General features: G+C 61.1%; 15 protein-coding genes and 1 pseudogene. 12 read left to right on the top strand and 4 right to left on the bottom strand.

Annotated elements, in window-relative coordinates; all coding sequences use genetic code 11:
• Positions 1 to 355: 355 nt before the first annotated feature.
• Both N2599_RS25015 and N2599_RS25010 read left to right on the top strand, forming a co-directional pair.
• Positions 356 to 1276: an aldo/keto reductase gene (locus N2599_RS25015; RefSeq protein ID WP_027510893.1), complete on the top strand. Its 921-nt coding sequence runs from the start codon at positions 356 to 358 to the stop codon at positions 1274 to 1276.
• Positions 1276 to 1956 (top strand): DUF6064 family protein, encoded by a 681-nt coding sequence (locus tag N2599_RS25010; protein ID WP_027510894.1) that lies wholly within the window; start codon positions 1276 to 1278, stop codon positions 1954 to 1956. The genes N2599_RS25015 and N2599_RS25010 overlap by 1 nt, the downstream gene beginning before the upstream one ends.
• Before the next feature lie 353 nt (positions 1957 to 2309).
• Here the strand turns inward: N2599_RS25010 and N2599_RS25000 are convergent, their stop codons facing one another.
• The 3 genes from N2599_RS25000 to N2599_RS24990 all read right to left on the bottom strand — a co-directional run bounded on the left by N2599_RS25000 (position 2310) and on the right by N2599_RS24990 (position 4963).
• Positions 2310 to 3104 carry an ABC transporter ATP-binding protein gene (locus tag N2599_RS25000; protein ID WP_027510895.1) on the bottom strand — a complete coding sequence of 265 codons (795 nt, stop codon included), beginning with the start codon at positions 3102 to 3104 and terminating at the stop codon, positions 2310 to 2312.
• 43 nt (positions 3105 to 3147) lie between these two features.
• Complete coding sequence (locus N2599_RS24995) at positions 3148 to 4083, bottom strand: ABC transporter substrate-binding protein (protein ID WP_157814365.1); 936 nt, start codon at positions 4081 to 4083, stop codon at positions 3148 to 3150.
• Between the two features lie 97 nt (positions 4084 to 4180).
• Positions 4181 to 4963, bottom strand: coding sequence for an ABC transporter permease (locus N2599_RS24990; RefSeq protein ID WP_198521620.1), 783 nt, complete (start codon positions 4961 to 4963; stop codon positions 4181 to 4183).
• 280 nt (positions 4964 to 5243) lie between these two features.
• Here N2599_RS24990 and N2599_RS24985 point away from each other — a divergent pair, with 280 nt between their 5' ends.
• The 4 genes from N2599_RS24985 (at position 5244) to N2599_RS24970 (ending at position 7412) form a co-directional block, all read left to right on the top strand.
• Positions 5244 to 5516, top strand: a complete 273-nt coding sequence (locus N2599_RS24985) for a hypothetical protein (RefSeq protein WP_244915022.1) — start codon at positions 5244 to 5246, stop codon at positions 5514 to 5516.
• Positions 5401 to 6417 carry an amidohydrolase family protein gene (locus N2599_RS24980; protein WP_260308589.1) on the top strand — a complete coding sequence of 339 codons (1017 nt, stop codon included), beginning with the start codon at positions 5401 to 5403 and terminating at the stop codon, positions 6415 to 6417. The genes N2599_RS24985 and N2599_RS24980 overlap by 116 nt, the downstream gene beginning before the upstream one ends.
• A 53-nt stretch (positions 6418 to 6470) precedes the next feature.
• The gene (locus tag N2599_RS24975) at positions 6471 to 7148 is read left to right on the top strand and encodes a TetR/AcrR family transcriptional regulator (protein WP_051336610.1); all 678 of its coding nucleotides are present in this window, start codon (positions 6471 to 6473) and stop codon (positions 7146 to 7148) included.
• Positions 7149 to 7211: 63 nt separating this feature from the next.
• Positions 7212 to 7412, top strand: coding sequence for a DUF2905 domain-containing protein (locus tag N2599_RS24970; RefSeq protein WP_027510900.1), 201 nt, complete (start codon positions 7212 to 7214; stop codon positions 7410 to 7412).
• 189 nt (positions 7413 to 7601) lie between these two features.
• Here N2599_RS24970 and N2599_RS38205 read toward each other — a convergent pair.
• Positions 7602 to 7646 (bottom strand): annotated as a pseudogene (locus N2599_RS38205) (hypothetical protein); the annotation flags it as partial.
• Between the two features lie 264 nt (positions 7647 to 7910).
• On the opposite strand from N2599_RS38205, the gene N2599_RS24960 reads away from it, so the two are divergent.
• The 6 genes from N2599_RS24960 to N2599_RS24935 all read left to right on the top strand — a co-directional run bounded on the left by N2599_RS24960 (position 7911) and on the right by N2599_RS24935 (position 15246).
• Entirely contained in the window at positions 7911 to 9215 is a 1305-nt protein-coding gene (locus N2599_RS24960) for an ABC transporter substrate-binding protein (RefSeq protein WP_198521621.1), read from the top strand.
• 3 nt (positions 9216 to 9218) lie between these two features.
• Positions 9219 to 10175: a carbohydrate ABC transporter permease gene (locus tag N2599_RS24955; protein ID WP_027510902.1), complete on the top strand. Its 957-nt coding sequence runs from the start codon at positions 9219 to 9221 to the stop codon at positions 10173 to 10175.
• Positions 10168 to 11058, top strand: coding sequence for a carbohydrate ABC transporter permease (locus tag N2599_RS24950; protein WP_051336611.1), 891 nt, complete (start codon positions 10168 to 10170; stop codon positions 11056 to 11058). The genes N2599_RS24955 and N2599_RS24950 overlap by 8 nt, the downstream gene beginning before the upstream one ends.
• A gap of 10 nt (positions 11059 to 11068) precedes the next feature.
• Entirely contained in the window at positions 11069 to 11998 is a 930-nt protein-coding gene (locus N2599_RS24945) for a MurR/RpiR family transcriptional regulator (RefSeq protein WP_051336612.1), read from the top strand.
• A complete protein-coding gene (locus tag N2599_RS24940; protein WP_027510904.1) occupies positions 11995 to 14226 on the top strand; it encodes an FAD-dependent oxidoreductase in 2232 nt (743 codons plus the stop codon). The genes N2599_RS24945 and N2599_RS24940 overlap by 4 nt, the downstream gene beginning before the upstream one ends.
• 237 nt (positions 14227 to 14463) lie before the next feature.
• Entirely contained in the window at positions 14464 to 15246 is a 783-nt protein-coding gene (locus N2599_RS24935; protein ID WP_027510905.1) for a DUF899 domain-containing protein, read from the top strand.
• The last annotated feature ends 23 nt before the right edge of the window (positions 15247 to 15269 follow it).

Genomic DNA, 15269 nt, shown 5'->3' with positions numbered 1-15269 from the left:
CGTCGAAACGCCCTGTCTCCTGCTTTGTTCAACAGCTTCACGCATGTGCTTTCGTCCTCAAAGCCGGAAAGGAAAAATTATCGCTAAGAAGCTTGCAAACGAACATAAGAGAAATCGGTTGTCGATAGGACTGATCGGAATTTCCCCGCGTATGGCCGCGGATCGAACGGCTCGACAATCCAAGGATGGCTAGCCATTCTCATAGATGGATTCTCAAGCCGGGACATATGATCGCAACCGACCCTTTGCAGATCCTCAGCGACGTCCTAAAATCCCTACAAAGCCCGAGGTAATCGAGATCGGCCGTCGCCCCCTCGTCGGACAGGCCTAATTGCCGTCGGAATCACGGAGACGTATGCACACGACACGTCGAATGCTGGTGCGGGCCTCCTTAGCTATGATGGCCGCGACGATTTTCCCGCCAGTCTTGGCACGCCCCCAGGACGGCCGGCCTGTCATGCGCCGCATCCCGTCGACCGGCGAGGCAGTTCCGGCCGTCGGGCTTGGGACGTGGATCACCTTCAATGTCGGCGACGATCGGGTGCTCATGGACGAATGCGCGGGCGTCATGGCAGCCTTCTTCGAGGCTGGCGGACGCATGATCGACTCTTCGCCCATGTACGGCTCATCGCAACCGGTCATCGGCCATGGCCTGCGGAAGCTCGGGCAGCCCGCGGCGCTGTTTTCGGCGGAGAAAGTCTGGACGTCGTCGGGCGCTGACGGCCCAAGGCAGATCGAGCAATCCCGCCTTTTCTGGGATGTACCGCGGTTCGACCTCATCCAGGTCCACAATCTCCTTGCCTGGGAGGCGCATCTGCAGACCCTGTTCGACATGAAGGCGGCCGGCGCGGTGCGCTATGTCGGGATCACGACCTCAGAAGGGCGCCGCCATGATCTTCTTGAACAGATCATGCGGCACGAACCCATCGATTTTGTACAGCTCTCCTACAACATCCTCGATCGCGAGGCGGAAGAGCGGATCCTGCCGTTGGCGGCAGAGCGCGGTATTGCCGTGATCATCAATCGGCCCTTCCGGCAAGGCGCGCTGACTCGCCGGCTCGAGGGCGAACCTATGCCCGAATGGGCGGCCGAACTCGGTGCATCGAGCTGGGCTCAGTTCCTCCTGAAGTTCATTCTCGCCCACCCGGCCGTCACCGTCGCGATCCCAGCAACCACCCGCGTCGACCACGTGCGCGAAAACGTCGCGGCGGCGATAGGCTCCTTGCCAGACGCCGCCACGCGCGCGCGCATGGTGGCCCACGTGCAGGATCTTTGATGCCGGAATGGTGGACCTACAGCCTTGAGGATTTTCTGCTCTTTTCGCCACGCGTCTACTGGCGGATGTTCGAGTTGCAGAATGCGGCCCTCTGGCCGCTACAGGCGCTCACGGTTGGCCTCGGCTTTGCGGCGATTGCGCTTGCCGTACGGCAGCCGTACGCCTCAGGGCGCTTCGTCGCGCTCGTTCTCGCGATCCTTTGGGCCTTCGTCGGATGGTCTTTCCTTTGGAACCGCTACACGACCATAAACTGGGCGGCCGCCTATGTCGCACCAGTCTTCGCCGTTGAGGCCGTGCTGCTCCTCGCCGTCGGCACGCTGCTCAATGGCCTCGTCTGCGACCGGCGTGGGCCCGCCGGCGGGATGGGATATGTGCTTCTTGCCTTCGCTCTTGCCGGGCAGCCGCTGCTTGCGCCGCTGCAAGGACGGGTTTGGGCCTCGTCGGAGATTTTCGGCATTGCGCCCGATCCGACAGCGATCGGAACGTTAGGTTTTCTGCTTCTCGCCCGCGGCAAGACCTTATCGTTGCTCCTTCCGATCCCCCTTCTGTGGTGTTTTTTAAGCGGCATAACCCTTTGGAGTATGGGAGCTCCGGAGGCGTGGGCAGCTTTTGCGGCCGTGATGCTCGCGCTCGCAGCCTGCATCGGAATGATCATCGCTCAGCACGTGAGGCCAAGATGACGACTGCACTTTTCGTCTTTTTCTTCAACGAAAGCCCTGCACCACGTGGTGGAGTTTGGCTTGGGTAATGAGGGAAGCTGACGTGCATCCGTCTTCCCGCTTGGACACTATCCGACGCTCGAAGCCCCGCATGCCTGCGGCAGGCGGCGTCTGCTGCGGCAAATAGGCCACCTTGCGGGCAGAAGCGCGGTCGCTCCAGTCCTCAAGTGTCCTGCTTTCAAAACGGATGGTTCCGGAACTCGGCGACTGCTAGCGGGTGTCGGTCAAGAGGAAAAGGAAATACGTCGACAGCTGCAGCGGTGGCGCGAACATAGAATCCCATCCCGCAACAGCGTCTGGAGCCGATCTTTAATTCAATGGTCGTCCAGCGAGCCTTGCGCATAGAAATGCTTGCGTATCGTTCTTGTATAAGTGGCAAATGCGGGCGACGCCATGACATCCAGGCCTCTCGGTCGAGGAAGATCGATGTCGTAAACCTCCGAGATCGCACCGGGACGTTCGCTCATGACGACCACCCGATCTGAAAGGAAGACGGCTTCCGGAATACTGTGGGTGATCAGGAGGATGGTTTTTTTCGATTCAAGCCAAATGCGTTGAAGTTCGAGATTCATCTTTTCTCGGGTCATTGCGTCGAGTGCACCGAACGGCTCGTCCATAAGCAAGACCCTCGGATCGTGCAGGAGCGCCCTGCAGATAGAGGCACGCTGTTGCATGCCGCCGGACAGTTGCCACGGGTACTTGTTTTCGAACCCCTTCAGGCCGGCCATCTCGATCAAGGTCTCGGCCCGTCTGCGGGCCTCGACCATGTCCATATTCCGCATCTCCGCCTGCAGCAGAATGTTGTCGATGACGACGCGCCATGCGAGCAGTACCGCACTCTGAAAGACAATACCGACATCGATTTGGGGCCCGCTGATTTCCTTTCCCGCCAAACGGACCGCTCCGTCCGTCACCGGAGCCAAGCCCGCAACCAATCTCAGCAGCGTGCTCTTTCCGCAGCCCGATGGCCCCACAACCGAGACGAACTCCCCGTCACTGATCGACAGATTGATCGGACGCAGTGCTTCGAAGGCTCCGAAACGCTTTGTCACGTTGTCGAGTTCAATGAGGGGGATCCCCGGCCTAGACTGCGGCTCTTTGGCTTCCATTTCTTCCTCAAAAAGGTGGACCGGTTCCGTCATCGCCGATCCCTTACGGAAGGAAGGCATCGGTATAGTACTTCGAAACATCGTCATCCGAGGTTTTAAGCGTCCCGACCGCAATCATGGTCTTGATGGTTTCTTGGATTTGCGCAGACGTCACGCGCAGTGGCCGCAGGTCGGCCGAGCCCGGGCTCTTGAGCAGAGGAATCGCCGTGTTCAGACCAGACAGCAGACTCTCTGCCGATCCTGCATTCGGATAGCTGGCACGCACGGCGTCGACAGCCTCCTGGGGGTGCTGGACGGTGTATTCGAATGAGCGGGTCGCCGCCCGCATGACCTTTTTGATGAGCTCCGGGTTTTCTTCCACTGTTTCGAGGTTGACGATGAACGACGACCCGATGCTGTTCACTCCATGGTCGGCGAAGAGCATGTTGGTCACTGGCTTGCCGGTTACCGATTCGATCTGGCTGCCCTGATCGGTGGCGAAGCCAAGAAGTGCATCGGCCTGGCCCGTGATCACGGCGTTGACCTTGGTCTTCGCGTCGCCGCTGACGGTCTTGAAATCGGATGCCTGAAGTCCGTTCTTTTCCATGAAGAGCGGCCAGGACTGTGACGGAGAATCGCCCGGTGTCATCGCGATAGTCCGGCCCTGGATGTCAGAAGGCTTTTCAATCCCCTTTTCCTTCAGGCTGACGACGGCGAACGGACTCGTCTGCAATGCCGAGCCGACCGAAATCACCGGTGCGCCCTTGGCGACGAGCGCCATCATCGACGTCAGATCGGCAAAGCCGAACATCACGTTCTCAGCCGCAACGGCCTGCACGGTGGGGCCAGATCCACGGCCCTCCAGGATTTCAAGGTCGATACCCTCCTCCTTGAAGTAGCCCTTCTGCTTGCCCAGAATCAAAGGTGAATGAAGGCCGGTAACGTACCAGTTGAGCATCAGCGTCGCCTTTTCGAGGCTTTGCGATGCCGCGCTTGTCACGCATGCCGCCGAAATTGCAGCTAAAACCGCACAGGCTTTGATTATCTTGGGAATCTGCATCACTTTTCCTCCGTTAGTGATCCAAGTCATGAACGTCTCAGGTCGGTGCGAGCGCGTCGCCGCGATTGGAGATGTGCCATGGCAATACGAGCTTTTCGGCGAGATCGATCAGCACGAAAAGGAAAACACCCATCATCGAAAGAACGATGAGGGCGGAAAACATCAGCGGCAAATCGAAATTACCGTTCGCGCGCTGCAACACGTAGCCAATGCCGGAATTTGATCCGACGAATTCGCCGACGACGGCACCCACCACCGCAAGCGTGATGGAGACTTTCATGGCGGAGAAGATTGCCGGCAGAGCGTTGGGCAGGCTGATTTTATAGAACATCTTAAGGCGTGTGCTGCCCATCGACCTTGCAAGGTCGATCAGGTCCGCTTCAAGGGATTTAAAGCCCATCACCGTCGATACGACGATCGGAAAAAAGCCGAGCAAAAAGGCAACGATGATCTTGGGAAGAATACCAAACCCGAACCAGACCACGAACAAAGGCGCGATGGCAACCTTCGGAATGCTTTGGGAAAACACCAGCAGCGGGTAGAGGTAGCTCTCAATGGTCCGGGAATACGCTATCAGCATGGCAAGCGGGACCCCGATGACAACAGAGAGTACAAATCCGCCGATAGTCGCCTGAAGCGTTGGAAGCGTTTCCGCAGCAAGCATGGGCCACTGCGTGTAGAGCTGGTTTCCGACGTCGAGAGGGGTCGGGATCAGGTATGCGGGAATGCCGAAGATCCGGATGGATAGGTCCCACACCAGAATCAGGGCAGCTACCAAAATGACCGGCCGAACCCACGGCGAATTGATTATTGCGTACATGATCTTAAGCCTCCCGCGTAATGACTCCATACGATGCGCTTTGCATCATCTGTCGCTCCTCCCCGCATAAACCAGAACTTGCCCGCTGTTTCTCCTCGCAGTCAGCGGGCCTTCCGATCCTTGCCTCAAAAGGATCGATCCTCCCGGAAACGAAAATGTTATTCACCAAGTAGGGAATTAACATCAGGTTCCCCGGTGGAGTCAATCCTCAGGTTGGCCGCGTCGACCTATGCCTCTTGCGTGTGCGGCGCAAAGCAGCCTTCAAGGGCATGGGTTCGAATTGACAATTCATCGTCTGGTGAATAATTTTCTTGGCGGGGAGCGTGGTTCGGTCGCCGCTCGATGGATGGCATTTGCCGATCATGATGTGCCTATCGGCTGGGCGTTTTCGGACCCGGAGAAATTCAAGAATGCGCAAACGCCAGATCAATCCGCACATATCGATCGACGCCTGGACGCACATTTTCCCGCCGAGCTATTTCAGACAAATCCAGAAGGTCGCAAGCGCCTCCGGGCCGTTGAAGCGGTGGCTCACGCTCAAATCGCTTTATGATCTCGACGAGCGGTTTCGCATCATGGATCAGTTTGAGAATTATGCACAGGTTCTCACGCCCTCGATGCCCGCTTTCGACGAAATCGCAGACGCGGAGGAAGCCGCGTCCCTTTCGACGTTGATGAATGACGCCTTGGCTGATCTCGTGCATCAATACCCAAGGCGATTTCCTTACTTCGTCGCCGGAATCAGCATGGGCAACGAGACTGTCGCCCACCAGGAAATCGACCGGGCTATCAGTCTCGGCGCAGTTGGCTTTCAATTGCCAAGCCACGTTCAAGGCATGGCATTGGACCATCCCAGATTCCAGGCCATCTGGGATGCTATTGCAGCGACCGGCCGCACTGTCTGGCTCCATCCAATTAGGGGACCTGTGCCCGACTATCCAACGGAAGCGAAGTCGAAGTTCGAAATTTGGTGGTGTTTTGGCTGGCCCTATGAATCGTCCGTGGCCATGGCTCGACTGGTGCTGTCAGGTCTGTTCGACCGTCATCCGCACTTGAGGGTCCTTACCCATCACATGGGTGGAATGATACCCTTTTTTGCGGGACGCATCGAGCAGGGCTGGGGTCTCGAAATGGGTTCGAGAACCCCGCCGTCTGATGCTGACCTGCTGCCGCGCCCGCTGAGAAAGCCCGTCGTGGAGTATTTCAAGAACTTCTATGGGGATACGTCACTCTCGGGCTCAGCGGGCGCCCTTCGGTGCGGCCTGGATTTCTTCGGAACCGATCAGGTCGTCTTCGCGACGGATTTTCCGTTCGATGCTGAAGGCGGTTCTTATCTCGTCAGAGAAACGCTAAGGTCGTTGGATGACTTGGTACTTCCGGATGATGACGTTTTAGCTATCGGCCAAAAGAACCTCGCGGGTCTCATCGTTCCTAACTTCACGCCACGGCTGTGAGTTGCTAGGTGTCAATGCAAATGGCCGTTCAGATCGATGCTCATGGGAAAACAATGGAAAGTGCACGGGAAACCAGAAGGGTTTCAGACGAGGCGTCGAGCGAGGCAATAGCGCGTTCCCGGGACGCGGACAGGTCGAGAAAACTGCTGTTGGACGTGGCCCGCGCGGAATTCGCGGAATTTGGCCTCGGCGGCGCCCGTATCGCCCGAATCGCGGAGCGGGCAAACGTCGACAAGAAGCTCATCTTTTATTACTTCCGCAACAAGGAGAACCTTTATACCGAGGTTCTTCTTGAAGCGTACGCCAAGATTCGCGCTGCCGAATCGAACCTCCACCTGACGGAGATGGACCCGCGGGACTCGATCCGCAAGCTGACCGAATTCACCTGGAAGTACTACATCGACAATCCGGAATTCATAACATTACTGAACAGCGAGAACCTGCACAAGGCACGGCATATTTCAGCGCTGCCCAACATCAAGGACCTGAACTCGCCATTGGTGGCCATGCTCGCGGAGGTCTTGAAGCGTGGCGTGGAGAGCGGCGAGTTCCGCAAGGATATCGACCCGGTCCAACTTTACATATCAATAGCGGCGCTCTCGTATTTTTATCTCTCTAACAATCACACGCTTTCCGCAATCTTCGGCAGAGATCTCTTATCGCCAGCCGCCTTGGAAGAAAGACTGGACCATATCCAGGGGCTCGTCCTTGGTTATGTGACCGCTACGTGAGATTATGGCTGATACCGAAATCGGTCATTATTTAATCGACTGACGTCTAATGGCAGGTGTGCCGTGTCCAGAGTCCTCATCATCATCGGGCTTGCTTTCGTGGTGATCGGTATTCTATGGCCGTGGCTTGCGCGTCTCGGCCTAGGTAGACTGCCGGGCGACATCCTCATCGAGCGCGGGAATTTCTCCATTTATATCCCAATTACCACCGGCCTGCTTTTCAGCATCGTGCTGTCGGTGATGTTCTGGCTCTTCAGTCGTTGAAAACGTCACGCATATTGCTGGACGGCGTAGGGAACATCGTTGAAGGCGTGGCGGGCAGGATCGACAGGACATCAAGCAAGGGCAAGCAGAGCTTTGCCTGCGGAGGCCAGCGGCATCACTTCGAAACCACTCTTTTAATGGGAAAGAATCTTTCCCGGGATAGACGACGATGCGCCGCGCGGGGTCTAGATCCTCGCAAGCGAGATAGAACCCTTCCTCGGGTTTTGGCGCCAGGCTGCGTTTGATTTCGATGGCCCAAGGCTGGCCGCCTCGCGGCGTGAGGAGGTCTGCGTCGGATTCAAGATCAAGATAGATCGACGAGCGATGGCTATGGCGAGCGCAAGAGTCGTCTTTCCGACTTGGCTCTTATGATGGCGCTGCTGTGAAAAAGATTTGCATCTACTATTGTTATTTCATAAATAATCGATAATCTTTTTCGTCATGGCAACAACGAAGCGAGGGAGGCGGATCGTGGATGCCGGGTGCAAGGCTCGACAGATGCAGGCCCAATCTCGGATTGACCGGCGCGGGCTTCTGGCGGGAGTCGGGGCACTTGCGGCTGCCGCCGTGCTTCCCGGTCGCCGCGTAAAAGCCGAAGGCAGCGTCTTGCAGGTCTGGGGAGGCGTGCCGGCGGCCTCGGGGCCGGCAGAAGTGATCCAGGGCTTTGAGCGAGAGAACCCGGGCTCGAAGGTCAGCTACACCCGCTTCGTCAACGACGACTGGGGCAACCTCAAGCTCGACACCGCGCTGCAGGGTGGCGTCGAGATCGACGTCTACTTTTCCTATCCGCTGGCATCGCTTGCCCTTCGCACCGATTCCGGTCTCGCCGCCGATCTCACCGGCCGCGTGGCCGCCGATCCGCAGCTTACGCCATTCCTGGACCAGCAACAGCCCCGCGCCTACTGGTCGGATGGCCGGATCCTGGCACTCGCGACGGCGCGCGAGCCGAATTTCGTCCTCGTCAATGAGCGGCGGCGGCAAGAGGCTCGTGCTGAATTGCCGGGAGCCTGGACCATCGACGATTTCCGCGCCTTCGCGCGGCGCCTCACCACGCCTGGTTCGCCTGGGGCTTACGCCGCACCGGACACCGCCAGGATCGCGCTCGGCCCCAACTATTGGTACACGGCCGACGGCCGGTCGAACTTCGCCGATCCGCGCTTCCTCGAATGGCTGAGGCTCGGGCAGGACATGATCCGGGAGGGCGGCGCCTATCCCTGGACCGAGGTGCTCGCCCGCAGGTTGGAGGTCTACCAGCAGAACGGGTTCCTCACCGGCGAGTTCGCCGTCTGGCCAACCGCACCGTTCAACCTGCGCTATCTCAAGGATCTGAAGAACTATCCTCATGACTTTGTCGTGAGCTGCGCACCCGTACCAAGAGTTCCGGGTGGCGGCGACTGGAACACCGGGACCTTCAACAACTTCGTCATGATCAACCCGAATTCGCCGCGGCAGGAGCTCGCCTGGCAGTTCGTCAAATACTGGGTGACGAAGGGCGGCGGGCCGATGATGAAGGGCGGCAAGATCCCGGCGCTCGACCAGCTCGACGGCGACGCGATCCTCGCCGGGCTCCTCGGCAGCGAGCCCGAGCGCTTCTTCGACGTCTCCTCGTTCCGCCGGGTGCTCCTCGACGAGGGCATCAAGCTCAGCGGCGACACGAACCTCACCGCGTATCCAGAGATCCACCTCGCCTGTACCCAGCAGCGGAACCTCTGCTGGATCGACGAGAAGTCGCCCGAAGATGCCGTCCGGGCAATCGACGCGCGCGCCGAAGCCGCGATCGAGCGCTATCGGGGGAGGAGCTGAGCCATGGTTTCGACGCATGTGAGCGACAGGCTCACCGCTATCGCTGCGCCCGAGACGGAAGGCCGACTCCGCCGGAGCCGATTGCAGCCCGGCGGCTGGACCGGGCTCGCGTTCCTCGCGCCAAACCTCATCGGCGTCATCGCCTTCACCGTCATCCCGCTCGTCTCAGTGGTGGTTCTCGCCTTCACCGACTGGAACCTCGTTTCAGGCGTCGAGGGAATCCGGTTCATAGGGCTCGAAAACTTCGTCAATCTCGCGCGCGATCCGGGCTTCTGGAACGCGCTGATCCTGACCTTCGTCTATGCCGGAGTGAGCGTGCCGCTGACTGTTGCATTCGGGCTCGCGCTTGCTCTTGCGCTCAACCGCGACCTTCCAGGCCGTTCCGCGCTCCGCGCGGTCTTCTTCCTCCCCTACATCGTCAACGTTGTGGCGATCGGGATGACCTGGCTCATGCTGATGAATCCGAGGGCTGGGCTGGTGAACCAAGCGCTCACCGTCTTGGGTCTGGAACAGCTTCCCGCCTGGTTCGCCTCATCCTACTGGGCGCTCCCGGCCCTCATCCTGATGGCGGTCTGGAGCAGCGTCGGCTATGCGGCACTCATCTTCCTTTCGGCGCTCCAGGATGCGCCGACCCATCTCTACGAAGCGGCAGAGATGGACGGAGCCGGGGCGTGGGCGAAGTTCCGCGTCATCACCTGGCCGGCGCTCATGCCGACGACCGTGTTCCTCCTTGTCACACTCTTCATCGGCGCGTCGCAGGGCTTTGGCCTGATCGCGCTCATCACCCAAGGCGGACCGGGCGACTCCACGACCACGCTCTCCTATTACATGTACCAGAACGGCTTCCAATTTTACCGCTTCGGCTATGCCTCGGCGATCGGGCTTGCAACCTTCGCCGGCGTGCTCGTGCTGACGCTCATCACGTGGCGGGCGCAGAAAGGACAGGCGCTCTATGAGTGAGGTCACGCATTCTACGCCAGCGCGGTCCCGGCCGGGCGTCTTGCGCAGTGCGCGCGAGCGCCGCCGACTTCTGAACCGATGGCTCTGGGGGATCGGGCTTTGGGCGCTGGCGCTTCTCTTCCTCGCCCCCTTCGCCTGGATGATCTCGACCTCGCTCAAGCAGAGCGTCGACGCCTACCGCGTTCCGATGGAGTGGATTCCCGATCCGGTCCAGTGGCGGAACTACGTGGAGGTGCTGACGGGCGAGCACTCGGTCGTCCCGGCCTTCCTCAACTCGCTTTTCGTCGCAGCGCTCCGGGTCACGGGCGAACTCGTCACGGCCTCCATGGCGGGCTACGCCTTCGCAATGATCCGCTTCCGCGCACGTGAGTTCATCTTTCTCCTCTATCTCGCAACCGCGACCATTCCCGCCCAGCTCCTCCTGGTACCAAGGTTCATCTATTTCCAGAAGCTGGGACTCTACGACACACTCTGGTCCCTGATCCTGCCCGGCATGTTCACGGTCTTCGGCACGTTCCTCATGCGACAGTTCTTCGTGAGCCAGCCGCGCGACTTCGCCGAGGCGGCGCGGATCGACGGAGCGAGCGAGTGGCAAATCTTCAGGCGGATCTACCTGCCGATGGCGGCACCTGTCCTCAGTGCGCTGGGCATCCTCGCTTTCGTCTGGTCCTGGAACGACTATGAGGCGCCGCTGGTCCTCATCTCCAATCCGGACGTCTATACGCTACCCTTGAGCCTCACCAACTTCACCGACGAGCAGGGCCAGATCGATCCCGGGCTCTCCATGGCCGCCTCCGTCGTTTCGATCCTTCCGATCCTCATCGTCTTCATCTTCCTGCAACGCCGCTTCGTCGCCGCGATGACGCATAGCGGCCTGAAATAAGTGAACCCCCATGGACCACCCATCAACCGCCGCAAACCGTGCCGGAAAGGCCAATCCGCTCCAGCAGATCGTCGATGCAATGCCCGAGTGCCGGGGCGCTGCGCGGCGCGTCGCCGAGATCATCCTCGCCTCGCCGGAAAAGGTCGCGGGCTCCTCGATCACCTGGCTCGCCGAAGCCGCAAAGACGTCGCCCGCGACGGTCACACGCCTTGCCGAACAGCTCGGCTTCGACGGTTATCCGGCACTCCGGACGGCCATCGCCATGGAGCGTGGGCGCGCCGCGCAATCCTCCTGGGAGAGCGATATCGGCTCGGCAATCCAGCCCAACGACAGGCCTGACCAAGTACTGCGCGTGCTTGCCGGCACGGCGGCGAACGCTCTCAGGAACGCGCTCGCCGAGATCGATCTCGAAGCGATCACCAAGGTCGCCGAGGCGATCGCGGTGGCGCACCGGGTGCACATCTACGGCGAGTGGGGCGACGCCATCCCCGCGCAGGAGCTCGCGATCCGGCTCCTCAGGATCGGCATTCCCGTCTGGTTCCACGACGGCAACCAGGCCTCGCGCATCGGCGCCGGGCTGCTGGCCCCGGGCGACGTCGCGCTTGCCGTGTCGCGAGCTGGGCAAGAGCCGACCGGGATCGACTTCCTGCGCCTTTCGGGCGAGCGGGGCGCACTCACCGTTGCAATCACCGGCGAGCCACAGTCGAAGATCGCCAAGACCGCGGCGATCGCGCTCTATACCGGCACTCGCAATGGTGAGAACTGGACCGAGTTCTTCGCCGGGCGGGCGAGCGACACGCTAACGGCCGGCCTGCTCTTCGTGCTGGTCGCGCAGCGTGTGCCGAAGCACATGACCGCCTTCAATCCCTATGGGCCGGGGCATCCGGTCGGAGGCGAGCCTTCGGCCAGCGGCAGCACCGACGGCGAGGAACGGCGATGAAGACACGATCGGTCAAGAGCAACGTCACGGTGATCGGTGGCGGACTCGCGGGCGTCTGCGCCGCGATCGGCGCGGCGCGGCAAGGCGTCGAAGTCGCCCTCGTCCAGAATCGGCCGGTACTCGGCGGTAATTCTTCGAGCGAAGTGCGGGTCTGGGTATGCGGAGCAACAGCACACGGCAGCCAGCATTTCGCCCGCGAGACCGGGATCATGGGTGAGCTCTTCGTCGAAAACCAGTTCCGCAATCCCGACGGCAATCCCTACTACTGGGATCTCGTCGTGCTGGAGGCGGTCCGCGCGGAGCCGAACATCAAGCTCTTCCTCAACACGGATGTGCGTGAGGTCGAGGTCGCGGGGCCGGACGAGGCGAGGACAATCCGCTCCGCCACCGGCTGGCAGATGGGCTCGGAGACGGTGATCACCTTTACCGGCGACCAATTCATCGATTGCAGCGGCGACGGCCTCGTTGGCGCGCTCGCCGGCGCCCGCTTCCGCATGGGGCGGGAGGCGCGGTCGGAATTTCAGGAATCCTGGGCGCCCGAAGTGCCCGATGACAACACGCTCGGGAGCACGATCCTCTTCTATTCCAAGGACGCCGGCCACCCGACCAAGTTCGTGCCGCCCTCCTTCGCCCGCGACATCGTCGCGGCCGGGATCCCCGAGCACCGGGTGATCCGCGCCGACATGAACGGCTGCGCCTTTTGGTGGATCGAATGGGGAGGCGAGCTCGACGTCGTCCACGACAACGAAAGGATCCGCGACGAACTCCAGGCCGTTGTCTGCGGAATCTGGGACTATATCAAGAATTCCGGCCGCTTCGACGCGGAGAATCTGACGCTCGAATGGATCGGCTCGGTTCCGGGCAAGCGTGAATATCGCCGCTTCGTAGGTGATTACACGCTGACCCAGCACGACGTGCTCGGCCAGGTTCTCTTCGAGGACAGGATCGGATTCGGCGGCTGGTCGATCGACCTCCACCCGCCGGGCGGGGTCTACACGACCGAGCGCGGATCGCGGCACTGGCATCCGAACGGCAACTACCATATTCCGCTCCGCTGCCTCTATTCGATCAACGTCGGCAATCTCTGGATGGCGGGGCGCAACATCAGCGCGAGCCACGTCGCCTTCGGCTCGACGCGCGTCATGGCAACCTGTGCCATCGAGGGCGAGGCGGCGGGGGTCGCCGCTGCGATCGGGGCCTGCACAGGGCTCATGCCGCGCGATCTCGGCCATGCCGCCTTCCCACGGGTCAGGAACGCGCTCATCCGGGCGGACGCCTCGCTTCTCGGCACGGAGAACACCGATCCGGACGATCTCGCGCGGGTGGCTGCGGTCACGGCCTCCTCAACGCTCCGCCGGATCGCCGTCGAGGAGCCGGCAGGCCGCTGCCGGCTCGACGCCGCACTTGGCATGATCGTTCCGATCAGGCCGAGTCTCGCAGCGATCGAGGTGCTGGTCGACGCAGCAGAGGCGACAGCACTCGTGGTCGAGGTCCACGACCCTGATCTGCCGCAGAACTATCTGCCGCTCAAGCTGGTCGACCGTCGGACGGTCATGATCGAAGCGGGCGAGCGACAATGGGTCACCTTGGCCATCGACTGGTGGCCGGCAGGACCGCAGAACGCCTTCCTCGTCTTCGGCGCGAACCAGGCTCTTACGCTCCATACGGCGGAGCGGGCCGTCACGGGCGTAATCTATTTCCGCCACCGTGCGCCGGAGCCCGACGAGGCATTCGCCGAGCAGTTCCGGAAATGGAAGCAGGTGCTTCACCGGCAAGGCCTCTGCTTCCGCCTTCCAGAGTTGACTGATATCTACGAGGCTGGCCAAGTGATCGGCGGCTATGCGCGGCCTTATGGCGGGCCGAATATGTGGCTTTCCGAGCCGCTTTCCAGCGACCCCACGCCCTGGCTCAGGCTCGACTGGGCCGAGCCGCAGCGGGTGGGCGAGATCTCCCTTATCTTCGACGATGACGTCGAGGAGGACCTTATCAACCTGCATCACCACAGTACGCCCTTCGATGTGCTGCCGAGCCTCGTCCGCAATTATCGGGTCGAGATCCTCTCGGGTGGAAGCTGGCGGACGGTGGCAGAAGTGACGGGGAACCGGCGGCGGCATCGGACGCATCGGCTCGACGAGCCGACAAACGCGTCGGCGCTCCGCCTGACGGTCACCGCGACAAACGGCGCGGCCGAGGCGCGTGTGGTCGCGGTGCGTGCTTACGGGGCGTGAGCCGGCACAGACTGGCTGGCCGACCTGGGAGGCCGCGCCGCGAAGAGGTGACATATCGCGTGACGCTACGGTCGTAGTCATCGCCTCCATCGGAATGCCGCCACACTTGTTACTCCCACTGTTCGCTTTCCGGTGCCACACTATCTCACAGACAACAACGAGCGATGAGCAGCGGATGGACCCGCGCCTCGGCCACAAGGCGCGGGAACTCACCCAAACCAGGAGGTTTCAGCAGCCATGACGACATCAGCAAAGAATGGACAGTCTATCATGCACACACCGCCGGTCGTGTCGCCGCAGGCGTGGGAGGCGGCCCGCCAGCAGCTGCTCGTGAAGGAAAAGGCGCAGACCCGCGCCCGTGACGCCCTGGCCGCAGAGCGCCGGCGAATGCCATGGATGACTGTGGATAAGGCATATACGTTCGAGGGGCCCGCGGGTAAGGCGAGCCTGCTCGACCTGTTCGACGACCGGCGTCAGCTGATCGTCTACCGCGCCTTCTTTGAGCCGGGGGTGTTCGGCTGGCCAGACCACGCCTGCCGGGGTTGCTCCATGGTGGCCGACCAGGTCGCACACCTCGCCCACCTCAACGCCCGCGACACCACTCTCGTCTTCGTCTCGCGTGCTCCTCAGGCAGACATCGCGCGGCTAAAGGCGCGGATGGGCTGGGAGATGCCGTGGTTCACCATCACGGACAGCTTCGACGCCGACTTCGGCGTGGACGAGTGGCACGGCACGAACGTGTTCTACCGTGACGGCGAGCGGGTATTCCGCACCTACTTCATCAACAACCGCGGCGACGAGCAGATGGGAGGCACATGGAACTACCTCGACATCACGCCGCTGGGCCGGCAGGAGGTCTGGGAGGACTCGCCCCAGGGCTATCCTCAGACCCCGACCTACAAGTGGTGGAACTGGCACGACAGCTACGTCGCGGACGCAGCACCCGACAAGACGTGGGTCGAGGTGTCGGAGGCCGGAGAAGCGGCGTTCCGGAACCAGCACCCGAACACGAAGCTGTGAGCCTGCTCCCGTCGATCCGATAG

It is taken from the genome of Rhizobium sullae (genome assembly GCF_025200715.1).
Taxonomy (GTDB): domain Bacteria; phylum Pseudomonadota; class Alphaproteobacteria; order Rhizobiales; family Rhizobiaceae; genus Rhizobium; species Rhizobium sullae.
Note: the sequence above shows the minus strand (reverse complement) of the source record. Positions and strands in the feature narration are given on the sequence as shown.